Source organism: Halomonas sp. TH-94 (genome assembly GCF_057473365.1).
Map to the genome: position 1 here is coordinate 13641 of NZ_JBYCKL010000025.1, position 16930 is coordinate 30570.

The 16930-nt window shown below is 60.2% G+C and carries 22 protein-coding genes; 5 read left to right on the forward strand and 17 right to left on the reverse strand.

Features of this window, described 5'->3' with window-relative positions:
- Window positions 1-93 precede the first annotated feature (93 nt).
- Window positions 94-756: a TetR/AcrR family transcriptional regulator gene (locus AC2VNO_RS04510; protein WP_486933014.1), complete on the reverse strand. Its 663-nt coding sequence runs from the start codon at window positions 754-756 to the stop codon at window positions 94-96.
- Window positions 757-843: 87 nt separating this feature from the next.
- On the opposite strand from AC2VNO_RS04510, the gene fabF reads away from it, so the two are divergent.
- Window positions 844-2109 carry a beta-ketoacyl-ACP synthase II gene (fabF, locus tag AC2VNO_RS04515; protein WP_486933015.1) on the forward strand — a complete coding sequence of 422 codons (1266 nt, stop codon included), beginning with the start codon at window positions 844-846 and terminating at the stop codon, window positions 2107-2109.
- Between the two features lie 196 nt (window positions 2110-2305).
- On the opposite strand, the gene AC2VNO_RS04520 is transcribed toward fabF, so the two are convergent.
- From AC2VNO_RS04520 to AC2VNO_RS04585, 14 genes are all read right to left on the reverse strand, one after another.
- Window positions 2306-3244, reverse strand: a complete 939-nt coding sequence (locus AC2VNO_RS04520; RefSeq protein WP_486933016.1) for a sensor domain-containing diguanylate cyclase — start codon at window positions 3242-3244, stop codon at window positions 2306-2308.
- A gap of 107 nt (window positions 3245-3351) precedes the next feature.
- Window positions 3352-3939 (reverse strand): Crp/Fnr family transcriptional regulator, encoded by a 588-nt coding sequence (locus AC2VNO_RS04525; protein WP_486933017.1) that lies wholly within the window; start codon window positions 3937-3939, stop codon window positions 3352-3354.
- Between the two features lie 17 nt (window positions 3940-3956).
- Window positions 3957-4373 carry an SRPBCC family protein gene (locus AC2VNO_RS04530; protein WP_486933018.1) on the reverse strand — a complete coding sequence of 139 codons (417 nt, stop codon included), beginning with the start codon at window positions 4371-4373 and terminating at the stop codon, window positions 3957-3959.
- Between the two features lie 237 nt (window positions 4374-4610).
- Entirely contained in the window at window positions 4611-5261 is a 651-nt protein-coding gene (locus tag AC2VNO_RS04535; protein ID WP_486933019.1) for a dihydrofolate reductase family protein, read from the reverse strand.
- Between the two features lie 106 nt (window positions 5262-5367).
- The gene (locus AC2VNO_RS04540) at window positions 5368-5844 is read right to left on the reverse strand and encodes a LabA-like NYN domain-containing protein (protein WP_486933020.1); all 477 of its coding nucleotides are present in this window, start codon (window positions 5842-5844) and stop codon (window positions 5368-5370) included.
- A 112-nt stretch (window positions 5845-5956) separates the two neighbouring features.
- Entirely contained in the window at window positions 5957-8149 is a 2193-nt protein-coding gene (locus AC2VNO_RS04545; protein ID WP_486933021.1) for an OsmC domain/YcaO domain-containing protein, read from the reverse strand.
- A 132-nt stretch (window positions 8150-8281) separates the two neighbouring features.
- A complete protein-coding gene (locus AC2VNO_RS04550) occupies window positions 8282-8818 on the reverse strand; it encodes an O-acetyl-ADP-ribose deacetylase (protein WP_486933022.1) in 537 nt (178 codons plus the stop codon).
- A gap of 92 nt (window positions 8819-8910) precedes the next feature.
- Window positions 8911-9657 (reverse strand): SDR family oxidoreductase, encoded by a 747-nt coding sequence (locus AC2VNO_RS04555; RefSeq protein WP_486933023.1) that lies wholly within the window; start codon window positions 9655-9657, stop codon window positions 8911-8913.
- 8 nt (window positions 9658-9665) lie between these two features.
- A complete protein-coding gene (locus tag AC2VNO_RS04560) occupies window positions 9666-9824 on the reverse strand; it encodes a DUF3309 family protein (protein ID WP_486933024.1) in 159 nt (52 codons plus the stop codon).
- 123 nt (window positions 9825-9947) lie between these two features.
- The gene (locus AC2VNO_RS04565) at window positions 9948-10121 is read right to left on the reverse strand and encodes a hypothetical protein (RefSeq protein WP_486933025.1); all 174 of its coding nucleotides are present in this window, start codon (window positions 10119-10121) and stop codon (window positions 9948-9950) included.
- Entirely contained in the window at window positions 10118-10636 is a 519-nt protein-coding gene (locus tag AC2VNO_RS04570) for a GNAT family N-acetyltransferase (RefSeq protein ID WP_486933026.1), read from the reverse strand. Before AC2VNO_RS04570 ends, AC2VNO_RS04565 begins: the two co-directional genes overlap by 4 nt.
- Before the next feature lie 32 nt (window positions 10637-10668).
- Window positions 10669-11052 carry a nuclear transport factor 2 family protein gene (locus AC2VNO_RS04575; protein WP_486933027.1) on the reverse strand — a complete coding sequence of 128 codons (384 nt, stop codon included), beginning with the start codon at window positions 11050-11052 and terminating at the stop codon, window positions 10669-10671.
- A gap of 48 nt (window positions 11053-11100) precedes the next feature.
- Window positions 11101-11670, reverse strand: a complete 570-nt coding sequence (locus AC2VNO_RS04580; RefSeq protein ID WP_486933028.1) for a hypothetical protein — start codon at window positions 11668-11670, stop codon at window positions 11101-11103.
- 47 nt (window positions 11671-11717) lie between these two features.
- Window positions 11718-12437 (reverse strand): hypothetical protein, encoded by a 720-nt coding sequence (locus AC2VNO_RS04585; RefSeq protein WP_486933029.1) that lies wholly within the window; start codon window positions 12435-12437, stop codon window positions 11718-11720.
- 322 nt (window positions 12438-12759) lie between these two features.
- Here AC2VNO_RS04585 and AC2VNO_RS04590 point away from each other — a divergent pair, with 322 nt between their 5' ends.
- On the forward strand, window positions 12760-13407 hold the full coding sequence (locus tag AC2VNO_RS04590; RefSeq protein WP_486933030.1) for a DUF2931 family protein: 648 nt from the start codon (window positions 12760-12762) through the stop codon (window positions 13405-13407).
- Window positions 13408-13490: 83 nt separating this feature from the next.
- The gene (locus tag AC2VNO_RS04595) at window positions 13491-13913 is read left to right on the forward strand and encodes a DCC1-like thiol-disulfide oxidoreductase family protein (RefSeq protein ID WP_486933031.1); all 423 of its coding nucleotides are present in this window, start codon (window positions 13491-13493) and stop codon (window positions 13911-13913) included.
- A 22-nt stretch (window positions 13914-13935) separates the two neighbouring features.
- Here AC2VNO_RS04595 and AC2VNO_RS04600 read toward each other — a convergent pair whose 3' ends face one another.
- Window positions 13936-14409 carry a GFA family protein gene (locus AC2VNO_RS04600; RefSeq protein WP_486933032.1) on the reverse strand — a complete coding sequence of 158 codons (474 nt, stop codon included), beginning with the start codon at window positions 14407-14409 and terminating at the stop codon, window positions 13936-13938.
- Between the two features lie 121 nt (window positions 14410-14530).
- On the opposite strand from AC2VNO_RS04600, the gene AC2VNO_RS04605 reads away from it, so the two are divergent.
- Together AC2VNO_RS04605 and AC2VNO_RS04610 are read left to right on the forward strand one after the other, a co-directional pair.
- Entirely contained in the window at window positions 14531-15217 is a 687-nt protein-coding gene (locus AC2VNO_RS04605; RefSeq protein ID WP_486933033.1) for a type 1 glutamine amidotransferase domain-containing protein, read from the forward strand.
- Window positions 15218-15357: 140 nt separating this feature from the next.
- Window positions 15358-15951 (forward strand): LysE family translocator, encoded by a 594-nt coding sequence (locus AC2VNO_RS04610; protein ID WP_486933034.1) that lies wholly within the window; start codon window positions 15358-15360, stop codon window positions 15949-15951.
- A 1-nt stretch (window position 15952) separates the two neighbouring features.
- Here the strand turns inward: AC2VNO_RS04610 and AC2VNO_RS04615 are convergent, their stop codons facing one another.
- Window positions 15953-16786 (reverse strand): helix-turn-helix domain-containing protein, encoded by an 834-nt coding sequence (locus AC2VNO_RS04615; protein WP_486933035.1) that lies wholly within the window; start codon window positions 16784-16786, stop codon window positions 15953-15955.
- Window positions 16787-16930: the final 144 nt, after the last annotated feature.

Sequence of the window (16930 nt, forward strand, 5' to 3'; positions counted from 1 at the left end):
GCACGTTATGTCACACGCCCGCAGCCGTATTGCTGAAAACCTCGTGAGAAGGGAAATTCTTGCGGGCATCACGTGTCGGCGTGGGGGCTTGGGCTACGCAGCGCTCCCCTCCTGCCCCACATCGCTCAGCATGCTTTCCAGCTCGCTTTCGTTGACGCCGAGCATCTGCAGGATGTTGCGCTGGGCCGCATTGAGGATGTGCTGGCGTTCCTGTTCGCCGGGCAGGCTCTTGGCGATGGCCACCGCACCCACCAGCGAGGCGAGAATGGCGCGGGACTTGTCGGCGATGACTTCACGGTCGGCTTCGAAAGGCAGTTTCTTCAGGCGGCTCAGAGCGATGAGCCGGGTTTCCAGCATTTTCTTCATGCTCAGGTAGGAGGCTTCGAAGAGCGTGCGGACTTCGGCGTTCTCGTTGCCGATCTCGTTGAACAGTACCGTTTCGGGCCCCGGCTTGTGCTTGCGCTCCAGCTCCTGGAGGTTCCAGCAGTTGGCCACCAGCTCGGTGAGGTGCTTCACCGAAAGCGGCCCCTTGACCAGCCTGGCGGCACGGCTGCTCTCCAGGGTTTCCCGCACCGAGGCATGGTAGAGCGCTTCCTTCGAGGCGAAGTGGGCGTAGAAGGCGCCATGGGTCATCTTGGCGAGTTTCATGATCTGGCCGATGGAAACCTTCTCGAAGCCTTTACGGCTGAACAACTCGATGGCGGACTTGAGGATGCGTTCCCGCGATTTGGCTTTGTGGTTCGTCGAGTAGGGCATGGCGACCTCTCACTCCGCTGAATATTATCTTGATCATATGAACCTGACTGCTAGCGTGGCACAACCAAAGCTGTTCAGGACATTACCATGCTATCTCCCCTTGTCATCACCGGTATGGGCATGATCAGCCCTCTTGGTTGCGGCGTAAAGGCAGGCTGGGAGCGCCTTATCGCCGGCCGTTCCGGCGTCTCTTCGATCACCCGCATCGATACCGGCGAGCTGCCGATCAAGGCGGCGGGCTCGGTGCCCGGCATCGAGGACGACCCGGAAGCCGGCTTCGATCCGGACCGCGTGCTGGATGTCAAAGAACGTCGCAAAATGGAGCTGTTCAGCCTCTACGCCATGGCCGCCGCCGAAGAAGCGCTGACCCAGGCGAACTGGTTCCCCGAGAGCGATGCGGATCGGCTGGCCACGGCTACCATCGTGGGCTCCGGCATCGGCGGCTTCCCTACCATCACCCAGGCGCAGAATACCCTCTCGACCCGCGGCCATCGACGGCTCTCCCCGTTCACCGTACCGGCCTTCCTGGCAAACCTGGCGGCCGGCAACGTGTCGATTCGCTATGGCTTTCGCGGGCCGATCGGTTGCCCGGTCACGGCCTGCGCGGCCGGGGTTCAGGCCATAGGCGACGGCATGCGCATGATTCGCAGCGGTGAAGCCGAGGTGGCTCTGGTGGGCGGCGCGGAAGCCTGTATCGACCCACTCGCGCTTGCCAGCTTCCATGCAATGAAGGCGCTCTCCGCCGAGCAGGACGAGCCCGCCAAGGCCTCGCGCCCTTTCGACCAGGCCCGCAACGGCTTCGTCATGGGGGAGGGTGCGGGGCTGCTGGTGATCGAGACCCTGGCCCACGCCGAAGCGCGCGGCGCAATACCGCTGGCCGTTCTCAGCGGCTACGGCACCAGCGCCGATGCCCACCACATCACCGCCGGGCCGGAAGACGGCGGCGGTGCCGCGGCGGCCATTCGGGCCGCACTGCGAATGGCGGGGCTCTCCGCCGCCGACATCAACCATATCAACGCCCACGCCACCTCGACGCCGGTCGGCGATAGAGCCGAGATCGCCGCCCTGCGCAACGCCTTTGGCGATGCCCTCGGTGGCATTCCGATTTCCGCCACCAAATCGTCGACCGGTCATTTGCTAGGTGCCGCCGGCGGCGTGGAAAGCATCTTCTCCGCGCTTTCCGTCATGCACGACCGCCTGCCCCCTACCCTCAACTTGGAGAACCGCGACGAGGACCTGCACGACCTGGATATCGTCTCCGGCTCGGCTCGCGAGCACCTCTGCCAGCACGTGCTGTGCAACGGCTTCGGCTTTGGCGGAGTGAATGCGGCGCTGATCGTGAGCAAGATGTAGAGGCAGCCCTTTCGCTGCTTGCCATAAACGACAACACCCCAAGCCTTATCAGGCTCGGGGTGTTGAGTTGTGCTGCCAGATTGCCTGAAAGCTATCCTCGACGGCAAACAGAAAAGCATCTGGGACAGGTGTCGTCGCTCGCTCGTATACCATCGATTCTCAATCATTCCGTGTTTAATTCACTTCGTAACGTGGTTTACTCCGCGACGATACAATCCCGCCCATGCTGCTTGGCCCGATACAGCAGACGATCCGCCTTCTCGATCATCGAAGCCTGGCTGCCTCCGTCCGCCGGCGTGGCGGTTACAACTCCCATGCTGACGGTAACGAGGTGGGAGACGTCGGAAGCGCGATGGGGCATGGCCGCACCATTGAGGGCCGTTCGGCAGCGCTCCGCGACCTGGCGGGCGGCATCGAGGCCCGTTTCCGGCAAGACGAGAGCGAACTCCTCGCCGCCGAAGCGTGCCAGCAAGTCGCGTGGTCGCAACAGCGCGGCACCGAGCACTTGGGCCACCCGGCGCAGGCAGTCGTCGCCGGCGAGATGGCCGTAGTGATCGTTGTACTGCTTGAAGCAGTCGATATCCAACATGATGAACGAGAGCGGCTGCCCGCCGCGCCGGGCGCTTGCCCACTCCTTTTCCAGCACGCTATCGAGCAGGCGTCTGTTGGCGACCCCGGTGAGGCCATCCTGATAGGAGAGTTCCTCCAGCTCGCGTTGCAGCTGCAGCAGCTTCTCTTCGCTCTTCTTCCGCTCACTGATGTCGAACATGAAGCCGATCAGCGCTTCCGCTTCGCCGTCGCTATTGCGAACCACGTGCACGACATCGCGAATCCATACGTAGGTGCCGTCGGCCTTGAGGGCGCGGTAGTCCGCTTCGTGATCGACGCCGGCCTTGGATTGCTCGACACAGAAGTTGACCACTCGCTCCCGGTCATCGGGATGCATGCGTTCTGCCCATTCGTCGATGCCGCACCAGCTGTCCTGCGGCCAGCCAAGCAGGCGCTCGATCTGCGGGCCGATATAAGAGAAACGCAGCGTCTTCCATTCGATTCTCCAGGGAATCGCCTGGGTGGATTCCAGCAGCGTTTTATATACGGCGGTGTCGACATTCAACAGCGCGGCATTGTCAATCATGGTACGGCCTCCGCAAATGCGTTATGCGCGTCCATGCATGAACAAACCTTGCCTCACGACTCTGACACAGCGTGGCCGGGAGATAGAACAAAAATAAACTATTGGCCTCATACGCGAGTATGAGCTTGCCTGATGCGTGCCTTGATCCGACTGAGCGCCACCGGTGAAACCCGAACGTAGCCGGCTATGTCTCGGTCGGTCACGCGTCCGGCGATATGGGGATATTCTTCGATGAAGCGCCGGTAGCGCGCTTCTGCGGAGAGGGTCAGCAGGTCGCGCTCTCGGGCTTCCTTGCGAAAGGCGTAGAGCTCGAAGGCCCGCCTGAGCGCGCGCTGCCATTGGGGGTGCCTGTCGCCGAGCTGCTCCAGAATGTGGTACGGCAACGATTCGACCGACGCCGGGCAGGCCGCAATGGCGCTGAAACTGGTGGCGCCCCCCGACGAAAGCGCGGCAAGGCTAGCGAACAACCTCTCCTCCGCGGCAAACGCCTTGACCCAGGCATCGCCTTCGCAGGTATCGTAGATCATCTTGATGATCCCGCTTTCCACGATGTAAACGAAGGGATGCGCCACGCCGGCCCGAAAAACGGTATCGCCAGGCTGTAACGTCTTGCGCCGCAGCGAAGGCTCGACGAGATGCCACTCGGGAAGTGGGCTGCCAGCCAGTTGCTCGAAAATGCGCTTCGCTGTGCTCAAGAGGTCCTCGCTGCGTATTAACCTGGGCGCTTCATCTCCACGTGCCGTCCGAAGTTATCCAGAATCGCCTGCCAGCCTTGGCGCTGCATCTCCGGCGGATTCTCGGGCTCTGCGTCGAATGCCGATTTGACGAGGATGCCGTCGGCGCGCTCGATGAACTCGACCTCGACTTCCCGACCGTCGCTCATGCGATATTCGATCAGCTTAAGCGGCACTATGCGGGTGTAGATACCTTCGAAGTCAAAACCCATGCTGCCATCCTTGGCTTCCATGCGCGACAGAAAATTCCCCCCTTCACGCAGATCCACAGCACTTCGTGTGGTGTGCCAGTCATCCGACGCGGCATTCCACTGCTTGATATCGTCAGGGTTGCTCCAAGCCTGCCAAACGCTTTCCAGGTCGGCCTTGATCACGGTTTCAATGGCGATCTTCACGGGAATCTCCTCAACTAGAGTCAATCTATTGCACACACCCCCTAGACGAACGAAGCGAGGCCATTTCGACATCAATTCGCTACGAGCACGGCCCTGGTTTCAGTATTGGCGATTCCCTCTAGCTATTGAAATACTCGATATGGGGCGTGGCTTCGGTATCGCCAGTGAACTTGTACAGGACCCAGGGAAGGCTCGCCATCTCGGCTGAGTTGAGCGCTGCGAACACCAGATCGGCCATCAGGAATTCCTTCTGAGAACGACATGGGTAGCCTTCTCGCTAGCTACTCGCTCCACACAGCGATAACCGAGCACGCGCATATCGAGGCCGGCGAACAGGTGCTCTCCAGCGCCAAGCAGTACCGGGGTGACGGCAAGGTGAAGCTCATCAACGAGCTGCGCTTTCAGGTACTGCTGGACGGTAGCCACACCTCCACCGAGGCGCACGTCCATGTCGCCCGCAGCCTCTCTAGCACGCTCCAGCGCCGCATGAATGCCTTCGGTGACGAAGTGGAACGTGGTGCCGCCTGCCATCTCGATGGGCTCGCGGGCGTGATGCGTCAGCACGAATACCGGCATGTGAAAAGGCGGGTTGTCGCCCCACCAGCCCTTCCACTCTTCGTCCTGCCAGGTGCCGCGCACGGGGCCGAACATGTTGCGGCCCAGGATCCAGGCGCCAACGTTCTCGAAGCCACGCACCACGAAGTCATCGTCGGTTCCGGTCTCCCCACCCTGCGTGCCCAACACCCTTCGCTGAAACGTCGCGGTCGGGAATACCCAGTCATGGATCTCCATGCCATTGAGGCCCATCGGGTTTTCCAAGCTCTGCTCGGGACCGGCGGCAAACCCGTCCAGCGAAATACTGAAGCATGACACGCGTAGCTGAGTCATCGTGGCCTCCCCTGAACGTACGAATTGGTCATTCAGTCATTGTGTGACATCCTGGATTTCGACACCCCTCAGGGGTTCTGCCGGACAGTAGATGGCGCCGGACGACCTAGCCCAACAAAAGCTGCCCCTCTATGGGTATGAATTCACTGGCAGCATGCATCAGCGAGTTCGCCGTCAATTGCGGCACCCCATAGACTTCCACCGCCTTCCCATGGACCTGACGGATTTTGCTGACCAGCAGATCGAAGTCGCCGTCCCCCGAGACCAGCACGACGACATCCGCCTGCTCGGCGTACTCGATGGCATCGAGGGTGATGCCGACATCCCAGTCGCCTTTCGCTGAGCCGTCCGCTCTTTGGATGTAGGGCTTCAGCTTTACCTCGAAGCCGATAGCACGAAGGATGTTCTGGAACTCCCGCTGCTTCTGGTCGCCACGGTCAATGGCGTAGGCAAAGGCCTTGACGACTTCCCTTCCGGCCGTGGCTTGCGCCCAGAATCTGTTGTAGTCGAAGTTGCGCTTATACGCTTCCCGCACCGTGTAGTAGACGTTCTGGACGTCGACGAATATCGCCACTTTCACCATGTTGTTGCTCTCATTGGCTCACATCCTTGATTAACGAAAACACAAACGCCCCGGGCCAGTATGAACTGACCCGGGGCGCTTATGTGCTCCGGCGTAGCTGCGTATGGCTGACTTAGTGCGCCACGCCTGCGCGCTTGGCCCGGTGGGCATGCAGCTTCTTGTAGCTCTCGATCAAGCGCTGATGCTTCTCCAGGCCTTCGAGCTGCATGTTGGTCGGGGTCAGGCCGTAAAAGCGCACCTCGCCGTTCACCGAACCGACAACGGCTGCCATGGTCTGCTCGCCGAACATGCGCGTGAGGTTGTGCAGGTAGTCGTCGAGCTCCAGCTCGTCGTCGAGTACGATCTCCAGCACAGCTGCCAAGGCCTGATAGAACAGGCCGCGCTCCACGGTGTTGTCGTTGTACTGCTGGAACATCTCGACCCGTTCCAGCGCCTCTTCGTGCTGCTGCAGGGCGAGGTTGATCAACAGCTTCAGCTCGAGGATGGTGAGCTGCCCCCACACGGTGTTCTCGTCGAACTCGATACCGATCAGGGTGATGATGTCCATGTGGTCGTCGAGCTGGCTCTCTTCCAGGCGCTCCAGCAGGTCGGCCAGCTGGCCGTCGTTCAGCGCATGGAGGTTGAGGATGTCCTCGCGGTAATCCAGGGCCATGTTGGTGTTGTCCCAGATCAGGTCGTCCACCGGGTACACCTCGGAGTAGCCCGGCACCAGGATGCGGCACACCGGCGCGCCCAGATCCTCGTGCACGGCTACGTACACTTCCTTGCCCAATTCTTCGAGGATGCCGAACAGCGTCGCCGCTTCCTCTTCATTGCTGCCGGAGAAGTCCCAGTCGCTGAATTCGACGTCGCTCTTCGCGCTGAAGAAGCGCCACGAAACCAGCCCCGAGGAGTCGATGAAGTGCTCGACGAAGTTGTTCGGCTCGGAGACGGCCTGGGAGTTGAAGGTCGGCGGCAGGAAGTCGTTCAAGCCCTCGAAGCTGCGCCCTTGCAGCAGCTCGGTGAGGCTGCGCTCCAGCGCCACTTCGAAGCTGGGGTGAGCGCCGAAGGAGGCGAACACGCCGCCGGTGCGCGGGTTCATCAGGGTCACGCACATCACCGGGAACTGGCCGCCGAGTGAGGCATCCTTCACCAGCACCGGGTAGCCCTGGGCTTCCAGCGCCTGGATGCCTTCGAGAATGGCCGGGTAGCGCTCGAGCACTTCCATGGGCACGTCCGGCAGTGCCAGCTCCTGCTCGAGGATCTCGCGCTTCACGGCCCGCTCGAAGATCTCCGAGAGGCACTGCACCTGGGCTTCCTGCAGCGTATTGCCGGCGCTCATGCCGTTGCTGAGGTAGAGGTTCTCGATCAGGTTGGAGGGGAAGTAGACCGTTTCGCCGTCCGACTGGCGCACGAAGGGCAAGGCGACGATGCCCCGCTCGGCCTTGCCGGAGTTGGTGTCGATCAGGTGCGAGCCGCGCAGTTCGCCTTCAGGGTCGTAGATATCGCGGGTGTACTCGTCGAGGATACCCTCGGGCAGCTCGTCGTTGGGGCCTGGCTGGAACCACTCCTCGTTCGGATAGTGCACGAAGGCGCTGTTGGCGATCTCTTCACCGAAGAACTGGTCGTTGTAGAAGAAATTGCAGCTCAGACGCTCGATGAACTCGCCCAGCGCGGAGCACAGTGCGCTCTCCTTGGTGGCGCCCTTGCCGTTGGTGAAGCACATCGGCGAGGCGGCGTCGCGGATGTGCAGCGACCACACGTGGGGCACGATATTGCGCCAGGAGGCGATCTCGATCTTCATGCCCAGTTCCGCCAGCATGCCGGACATGTTGGCGATGGTCTGCTCCAGCGGCAGGTCCTTGCCCTCGATCCAGGTGTAGGAGGCTTCGTCGGGCTGCACCATCAGCAGCGCCTGGGCGTCCTCGTCGAGGTTCTCCACCGTCTCGATCTGGAACTCGGGGCCTGTCTGTACCACCTTCTTGACCGTGCAGCGGTCGATGGAGCGCAGGATGCCTTCGCGGTCTTTCTCGGAGATGTCCTCAGGCAGCTCTACCTGGATCTTGAAGATCTGGTTGTAGCGGTTTTCCGGGTCGACGATGTTGTTCTGCGAAAGCCGGATGTTCTCGGTGGGGATATCTCGCGCCAGGCAGTACACCCGCACGAAGTAGGCCGCACACAGCGCGGAAGACGCCAGGAAGTAGTCGAACGGACTTGGTGCCGAGCCGTCGCCCTTGTAGCGAATGGGCTGGTCGGTGATGACGGTGAAATCGTCAAACTTGGCTTCAAGCCTGAGATTTTCGAGAAAATTGACTTTGATTTCCATGACGGGCTACCGATGGGGAAGTGTTGCTGGCGCGGGCCGAGGCGCGCAGTCTATCACACAGCCTGAGGCCTTTCGGTAACCGGCTGTCCAATACGGTGACCTGCCACGTTGGGCCCTGCCACCGCGCTACCGTTACCGGTTCTGCATGATCGACTCAAATGCCTTGGTATCCTTTTCGCTGTGGAAGCACAGCGTCACGTACAACTCGTGGCGTGGCAGCGCTTCGGCCAGCACATCGAGCACCACATGCGCCGCTTCATCGAACGGATAACCATAGACACCGGTAGAAATTGCCGGAAAGGCGATGCTGCGACAGCCGTGCCTGTCGGCCAGCACCAGGGCGTTGCGGTAGCAGTTGGCAAGCAGGTGCGACTTGTCCTTGGTCTTGGCATAGACCGGCCCCACGGTGTGGATCACATAGCGTGCCGGCAGCTCGAAGCCATTGGTCAGCGCGACCTCGCCGTCTGGCAGCCCGTCAGGCCACTCGGTATCACGCAGGCGCTGGCAGGCCTGCTTGAGCTCCGGGCCGGCACCGCGGTGAATGGCACCGTCTACGCCGCCCCCACCCATCAGCGAGTGATTGGCCGCGTTAACGATGGCATCCACCTCGAGCTGGGTGATGTCACCGGTGATCACACTGACCCGGCGCGTGAACAGGTCCTTGTTCATCGTTCCTCCTGGGCGTTGCCTGATGAATGCTGCCTCATCCCTGATCGTAGCAGCTGAGACATGACACGAAACGGGGCTTTTAACACTCTCGCTTATCGCCCGCCCGTTACGTCCAACAGCGAACCGGTCGAGTAGGAGGCGTCATCGGAAAGCAGCCAGAGGATGGCGCGGGCCACCTCTTCCGCCTGGCCGCCGCGCTGCATCGGCACGCCCGCTTTTACTCGTTCGACCCTATCCGGCTCACCCCCGCTGGCATGGATCTCGGTGTAGATCACACCGGGGCGTACGGCGTTGACGCGAATGCCCTCGGTAGCGACCTCCTTGGCCAGGCCGATGGTGAAGCTGTCGATGGCGCCCTTGGCGGCGGCATAGTCGACATACTCGTTGGGAGCGCCGAGCCGAGAGGCGATGGAGGAGACGTTGACGATCGCCCCGCCCTGGCCACCGTGCCGAGTGGACATGCGTCGCACGGCCTCGCGAGCGCAGAGAAAGCTGCCGATGACGTTGGCGGTTAATACCCGCTGCAGGCGTCCTGCGTCCATGTCCTCGACGCGCATCTGTGTTTCAAGAATGCCGGCGTTGTTGGCCAGTGCCGTGACGGTACCGAGTTTCTCGTCGACCTCTTCGAAGAGGCGCACCACGTCGGGCTCGGAGCCGACGTCGCCCGCCATGGCAATCGCCTTGCCGCCGGCACGGTTGATCTCCTCGACCACGGCAAGTGCAGCGGCTTCGTTGTGGCGATAGTTGATACACACGGCATACCCACTAGCGGCGCCCAAGCGTGCAGTGGCCGCCCCAATACCTCGGCTGCCGCCGGTGATCACCAGAACCTTTTTCATTGGGACGACTATATTGTCCCCATCAACACCAGAATGAGCACGATTATCAGTACCAGCCCGATCCCGCCACTGGGACCGTATCCCCACCCCCTGCTGTGGGGCCAAGCAGGTATCGCGCCGATCAGTAGTAAAATCAGGACTATCAGTAGAATTGTTCCCATTGGCATGTCGTGTCTCCCAGTAGGTTGACGATAAGCCGTGCTTCTTCATGCGGTCGTGGCCATGTCCTTCATTGACACTAGACCATAGGAAGACGGCCGTCTTTACGTGGGTGCCAAACAACCAAGCTGCTATACGCCTTTCCGCGCCGGTGGAGCCCCCATGGCCAGAGCACCTACCTCGGCGATGAATGCCGGATAGCTGGAGTCGCTGAGGTCGGCCAGGGTGAACAGCCACTCCAGGGAGTCCTCTTCAGTGGCAATGAAGCCATCGAGACTGGCTGCGGTGTAGTACTGGGTTTTCATGATTGCCCATCCGCAAGAAAAGCATCATGGAAGGCAACGCTACCCTGCGGAACATGATTGCCGAAAGACAAGGCGAAGAAATACTCCGGCGGCACACCCTCGTAGACGAACCCGGCAACATTGTGGAACCCGAACTTCTGGTAATACTCAGGGTGGCCTACGAGACAGCAGCCTTGGGCGCCGATGGCTTTCAGCCGAGCCAAGCCCTCTTCGATCAGCGCCTTGCCGATGCCCTGCCGCTGGTATTCCGGCTGTACGGAAACTGGCCCCAAGCCATACCAACCCATGGTGTCATCCGAGATGCTTACCGGCGAGAAAGCGATATGCCCCACTACCCGACCTTCCCTCTCCGCCACCAGCGATACTGCCAAGGCGCCAGCGGCGCGTAATTCGGCCACGATGAACTGCTCGGTATAGCTGCTGTGTTCCATCTCGCGAAAAGCCGCGACGGTTACGTCGTGTATCGCATCGATATCGGCGGCAGTTTCTTCACGTAGGGTGATGTTCGCTTCCATTTTGGTATCCGATATATCGGCCGATGGCCAATTCAGCTACGGTCGACGATTCTGACGATCCGCCCCCCGCCGAACGTAAACTCGGTAGTGCCATTCAGTTCGATCAAGCTTCCCTCTTTCGGCCCGCCGGGGATGTCCTGCGCCAGGCGGCCCCGGTAATCGATCTCGGCCGTGACCCCCTCTTCGCTGAAGGTCAGGCTCGTCACGCGCTGCAGGCGCTCGGTGAAAAACCGCTTGGCTTGCTCGGCCAGAAGCCTGAACTCGTCGATGCCGCTGGCCGAGTTGGTGAGTTCGTCCCCTGAGTAATTCTCGAACTCGATGTCAGGCGCAAGTACGGCCAGCATTTCCTCTATGTCGAAGTCGTTGTAGGCAGCGATGTAGCGCTCTATAAGCTCGCGTTTCGTCGATTCGTCCATGCCATTCTCCGGTCGAGGCCATTGGGGGAGGAGCCATAAATCCTAGGCCTAGAACCAATCTAGCACCATGAGAACGAGCACGGCCGGGTAACCCACGATGACAGGCGTCATGGTCAGCACCATGCCTAGCGCTCGTCCTTCGACCCCGCGCCGATAGCCACGCAGGAACAGTACGCGGCCGATCACGAAGAACGCCACGCTGACGGGAATGAGTGAGAGCCATGCCCCTGCCACCAGGCTGGCGTAGGCAACATAGAACCCGACCGCCAATACCGCCTGTTCCAGGGTGTTCTGCAGGAACGCTACATAAATGGCGAGCCTCTCGCTCGGCGGCCCGGCGGCGGAACCGCCGATGTCCTGCGGCGAGATCCGGCGAATGGTCGCCACCATGCCCACTGCTACCAGCACACAGAAGAACACCACAGCGCTGGCACGTGCGGCAAAGGCCAGGCGTTCGGCCAGCTCAACAGGAAAGCTGGCAAGGGTGGGCAGCAAGAAGTAGGCGACGCCCACCGCTAAGCCGAACAGCAGGAGGCCGAGCGTGCCTGCGAAACGAATCTTGCGCTCGGCGCGCTGCATATCGGCCGGGTTCGGCGGTGTTTTATAGACTTGCTGCATATCGTTTCCCATCTCAGGATCTGTGGTTCATTTTTATCAGTATGGCCCTATATCCGCATCAGGAGAATCGTATAAAGGAAAGCCCCTAGCGCAAAAGTAGAAAATTCATCCAGCGTTTCATCACGCAGCTCTTCTTTTAAAGTAATGACAATCATGGCTCCTGCCAATAGTGCCAATAGGGAGGCGAGAAACTCTGGCCGCAGCTCTCTAACTAGAGAGGCAAGCCATCCCAACAGCAATGCAGCTGCAAAGTACCAACGAACCTTTATCACCTTGTGAACAGGATGATGGCGGCCAAGCATATAACCGACAAACAAGAAATGAAGACTCATGGCAAGCACATAAAGCAAGACCGAGCGCCCACCACCCATGGCCCAATGAAAATTAAGAATATAACCAACGAGGAAATTATAGGCTATGTACACCACAGCGATGATACGGAAGTGGTCGACTTTAGGTCTGTATCGACCTACCGCTGCAAGCTTGGTCGCCATTTGATCCAGACCCAGAAAACCGACAAGGCCAATCATGGCCAGGAGAAATGCATGGTGCTGCCATCTAGCCTCACTCAACATTTCCGAATGTGCGAGTACCAAGTCGCTGTAGGCGAGTTTTGGAAGGATCTGAAGGAACACATAGGCAACGGACGTTCCGCCAGCCAAAGATACTAACAGCCGGGCTGAGCGCCCCTTGTAGCCCAAAAGCCGGTAGCCTAGAAGATGAACGGCCACCATCGCTGCAGCACCAAAGAAGGTGTACAAAAGCATCACAAGCTACCTGTCATGAAATAAAAACTCACCTGCAGCCAGTAGCGATTGCCATCACGCCATCCTGGCTCGACGCGTTACCGGTGAGAAATGGATGAAAATCCAATGATACCAAGCGCAGAAAAAAACCAAAAGATTCACCCTCATTATGTATACATATCGCTTGCCTCTCGACTAACAAAAAATCACATGTCAGGTATTTACCATGGCCTTGTAAGATATCGGCCATTTCCCCTCTTCCCACATTCAGTAGAATGGACGGCGTCTCAAGCAACCCAAGTGTGGATGACTTTTTCACAGGGATAACGGATAAAAGGATTTTATGAACACCCACCTTGCCACTCCTCTCACCCTGCAGCGTTCAACCTCCAGGCAGCCATGTTCAACGCGTTCTGCTCCACGCCTGGGCTTGCTTCTTGCACTTTGTCTGTCTGTGTCTGCCTGCGAGTCGGAGCCTCGCAATTACGAGTTCACGATCCAAGCCGTTGGCGGCCCTGAGGGCTGGCCTGTGTGGGTGGAAACAATTACCTTCGACCACACCTGGAGCGGACCGAACGGCGATTTGAACGACGGTTTTGGGCAATACCCACCTGCCAGCGATAGCTATTACAGCTTGGGTGCTCCTATACCTGCACCACAGAGCATGCAAGCACGCTGGTTTTCCTACCGTACCCAGACATTTTATGAAATCGACCTGGCGCTGCCCGAGGCGGTGGAGTCGTTACAACAGTGGTATCGCGAGTACCCTCTCTCTCGGTACCGCCATGCCATGACCATTGGGCTTTCCGGTCAGGGCGAGGTCCAGGTCGGCTGGCTCGCCAGCTGCCGTGCTTGCCCCGATCGAAGTGAGGACTTTCACTCGACCATCGTTCCTTCCGCCCAAGGCGAAGAGATCGAAGGAGAAGCGCTTCGCTATCGCACACGTACCGAGGCCCTTATCGAGAAGGAAGCGATCCCTTCACCGTGGTAGCACCGGTGTACAGTCAGGCACTGGACATGAAGGCGGCTGATGACGACCCTGCATAGGAAGCATGACGAGTAGGCGGTACTGAAATGGATGCTCAAGACACCAAGGGAGATAGCACCGCACAGCCTCGCCTGCGCCTGGTATACGATGGCGAGTGCCCGATGTGTCGGCGCTATGTGCGCTGGCAGCGTATCGATCGGGAGGTAGGCAAGCTTGAGCTGATCGATGCCAGGCAGGAGAGCGAAGCGCGCCGCGAACTCTCCGCCATGGGCATCGACCTGGATGAAGGGTTCGCCCTGCAAATCGGCGAGCGCTGGTACCATGGCAGCGAAGCCTTGCACCGCCTCACTCTGCTCGGCACTCGCAGCGGGGTGTTCAACCGTCTCATGTATCGGCTGTTTGCCAACCCAGAGCGAACGGCACGCCTCTACCCCGTGTTCAAAGCGTGCCGTACCGCTCTGTTGAAAATGCTGGGAAAAGGCCCCATTGCCAACCGAAATGCAGAGTGAGCAGTGCTCCGCCTAGGGCAACTCAATTCGATTCCAGCCCTCTGCGCTGATGCCACTCGGCGATGCTCTCCTCGGGGTATCCGGCGAAGCACTGATCGTTTTGCTGCACCTCGACTTCCACCCAGCCGGCCTTGCTGTCCAGCAGTAGATGGACTCTCTCCGGCGGCACCGGCAAGTCGGTATCGATAGCCGAGGCGAAAGGGTGGACCAGCTCGGGCCAGCTGGGGTCGTAGACCCATAGCGCCGAGGCGCAGTGTTTGCAGAAGTGGCGCTCACCGGAGCTCCGCTCGCCATCGATCACGGCATGGTATACGCCCTTATGCTCCGCCCCTTCGACCTGCAGCGTCTCGGCGAGCCCGCTCAGGTTGATTGCATAGCCACCTCCACCGGCGGTCTTGCGGCAGATGGAACAGTAGCAGCGTTGATAAGGATAGGGATGCGGTGACTCGATGCTGAAACGCACCGCACCGCAATGGCAAGAACCTTCGAGCAGCATGACGCCTCCTTCCAGGGTTCAGACACCCTCAGTCTAGTGCACCTGAATTTCGTGCAATGTCGCGCCACGCGACTACGCTCCGGAGTAGACCCAACCATGTACGAAGCTGCAGGAGAATGGCATGACTTCACGTATCCTGATGGTCCTGACTTCCCACGACCGCCTCGGCGATACCGGTGAACCGACCGGCTTCTGGCTGGAGGAGCTGGCGGCACCCTACTATGCCTGCCTCGACGCAGGCGCCGAGGTGGTTCTGGCCTCACCCAAAGGCGGCCAACCGCCGCTGGACCCCAAGAGCGACGCTGAGGACAGCCAGACCGAAGCGACCCGCCGTTTTCAGCAGGACGCCAAAGCCCAGCAGGCGCTGGCCAATACGCACAAGCTGGACGAGGTCAGCGCCGACGATTTCGATGCCGTTTTCTACCCCGGCGGTCACGGCCCGCTTTGGGATCTGGTTGACGACAAGAATTCCATCCGCCTGATCGAGACCTTCTGGGCGCAACAAAAGCCGGTGGCTGCCGTGTGTCACGCACCCATCGTGCTGATTCACGCTCGCGACCCCGAGGGCGAGCTCATCATCAAGGGTCGCCAGATCACCGGTTTCACCAACGAAGAAGAAGATGCCGTAGGGCTCACCGATATCGTGCCTCATCTGGTAGAGAATGCGCTCAAGGAAGGCGGAGCCCACTACTCCAAGGCTGACGTCTTCGAGCCATATACCCGCCAGGATGGCTTGTTGATCACCGGCCAGAACCCGCCCTCCTCCGAGCCCACCGCCAAGCTGCTGCTCGATGCGCTGAACAAGTAAGCGAAGCCATTGGCATTCGTCGAACTACCGGCCAAGCCGGGCCGGTAGTTCGGTTCCCCACAAGCTTGCACCTCAATTTCGTTCAATACTGCGTCTCGCCGTCATCGCACACTCGGGCCATTGCCACCCAGGAGGATGCGATGAGCCTTGCCATGATTCTGCCGATGTCGGCGTTCGCCCTTGCCGCTTCGATATCACCGGGGCCGGTCAATCTTGTCTGCTTGAGCAGCGGCACTCGCTACCCCATCTCACAAGGCTTGGTGTTCGTCACCGGCGCCACACTTGGCTTCGTTGTACTGTTCGTGGCCGTCGGGTTAGGACTTTATTCGCTGATGACGCTGGTACCGGGGCTGACAGCGGCACTGCGATGGGCCGGGGTGGCGTTTCTGCTCTACTTGAGCTGGCGGCTGTTCCGCGACGACGGTCGTTTGCCCGAGGGGGAATCTCAGCGGGCGCCCGGATTCATGGCAGGTGCACTGATGCAGTGGCTCAACCCCAAGGCGTGGTTGGCATCGGCCTCGGGTATCGCCGCTTACACCAGCGGTGGCGAGCTGCCCCAGGTGCTGCTCTTCGCGGCGCTTTACCTGCCGATCTGCTGGCTGTCTCTAGGCAGTTGGGTCTATGCCGGCGCCTTTCTACGCCGTTACATGCAGCGCCCGGCAGTTCTTATCGCCGTCAACCGAACGCTGGCGCTCTTGCTGGCAGCAAGCTGCTTTTACCTGCTGATCGAATGAATTACGGTTCAACGCTAGATTGGCGGTATTGGTTCGGCGTGGCGGCCACCAGTCGCTTGAAGGTGCGCTGAAAATGCGGCTGATCGGAAAAACCGGCGTTCAGTGCCGCTTCCGCAATCGGAGTGCCTGTCTTCAGTTCGCGCTGGCCCAATTGAATACGCCGGTTGACCAGATAGGCGTGGGGGGTAAAGCCGAAGTGTCGCTTGAAGGCGCGGATCAGATGGCCGGCACTGAAGCCGCTGCGCTTGCACAGTTCGTCCAGCGATACCTCCTCGGCCACGTGCTCATCCAGATAGGCAGCCAAACCCTGCAGGGTGGACGGCACCTGCTCGACGGGCTGAACGTGTTGGCCAGCAAGGGAGTGCATGAGCGCCGAGAGATATTCGACGACCTCCGACTGCTTGTCGAGCAGGTCGCGACTCGGGTCGAGCAGGCAATCCGTCATACGGCAGTAGCCGCTGTACCAACCGGGCTCGTCGATCACCGCGGTGGCGATGTCCTGCCAGAGCGGCGCTTCCAGAAGTCCGGCCTGGTAGCGCAGTGCACTCAGCCACTCGGCATCCACGTAGAGCATTAGATAGCCCCAGGGTCTGTCTTCGATGGCACTGCAGGCGTGCATCCAGCCGGGGTTCATCATCACCAGGGTACCGGCACTCACGTGATAGCGGTCGGCCCGGTAACGAAAGGTGCTCTCCCCGGCGGTGATCGCCCCAAGCGACCACTGGGTGTGGCTGTGTGGCGCGTAACAGACCCTGCGGCCATCCACTACCTTGCGCAGCTCCACATGAGGCATGCGGGCATCGCGCCAGAACAAGGGGGTGGTGGGCATCGTCATGGTGGGCTTCCTACCGCTTCGGTTCTCGCTCAGTGTAGCGCTTGCGCGGCAAGTACCGTGAATAGGACAGCAGCTGGCGGATGCTGTTAGGGAGCCGCACTAATGCTAGGCTGGTCAGCAAACCGACTGAGACGACTATCGCGA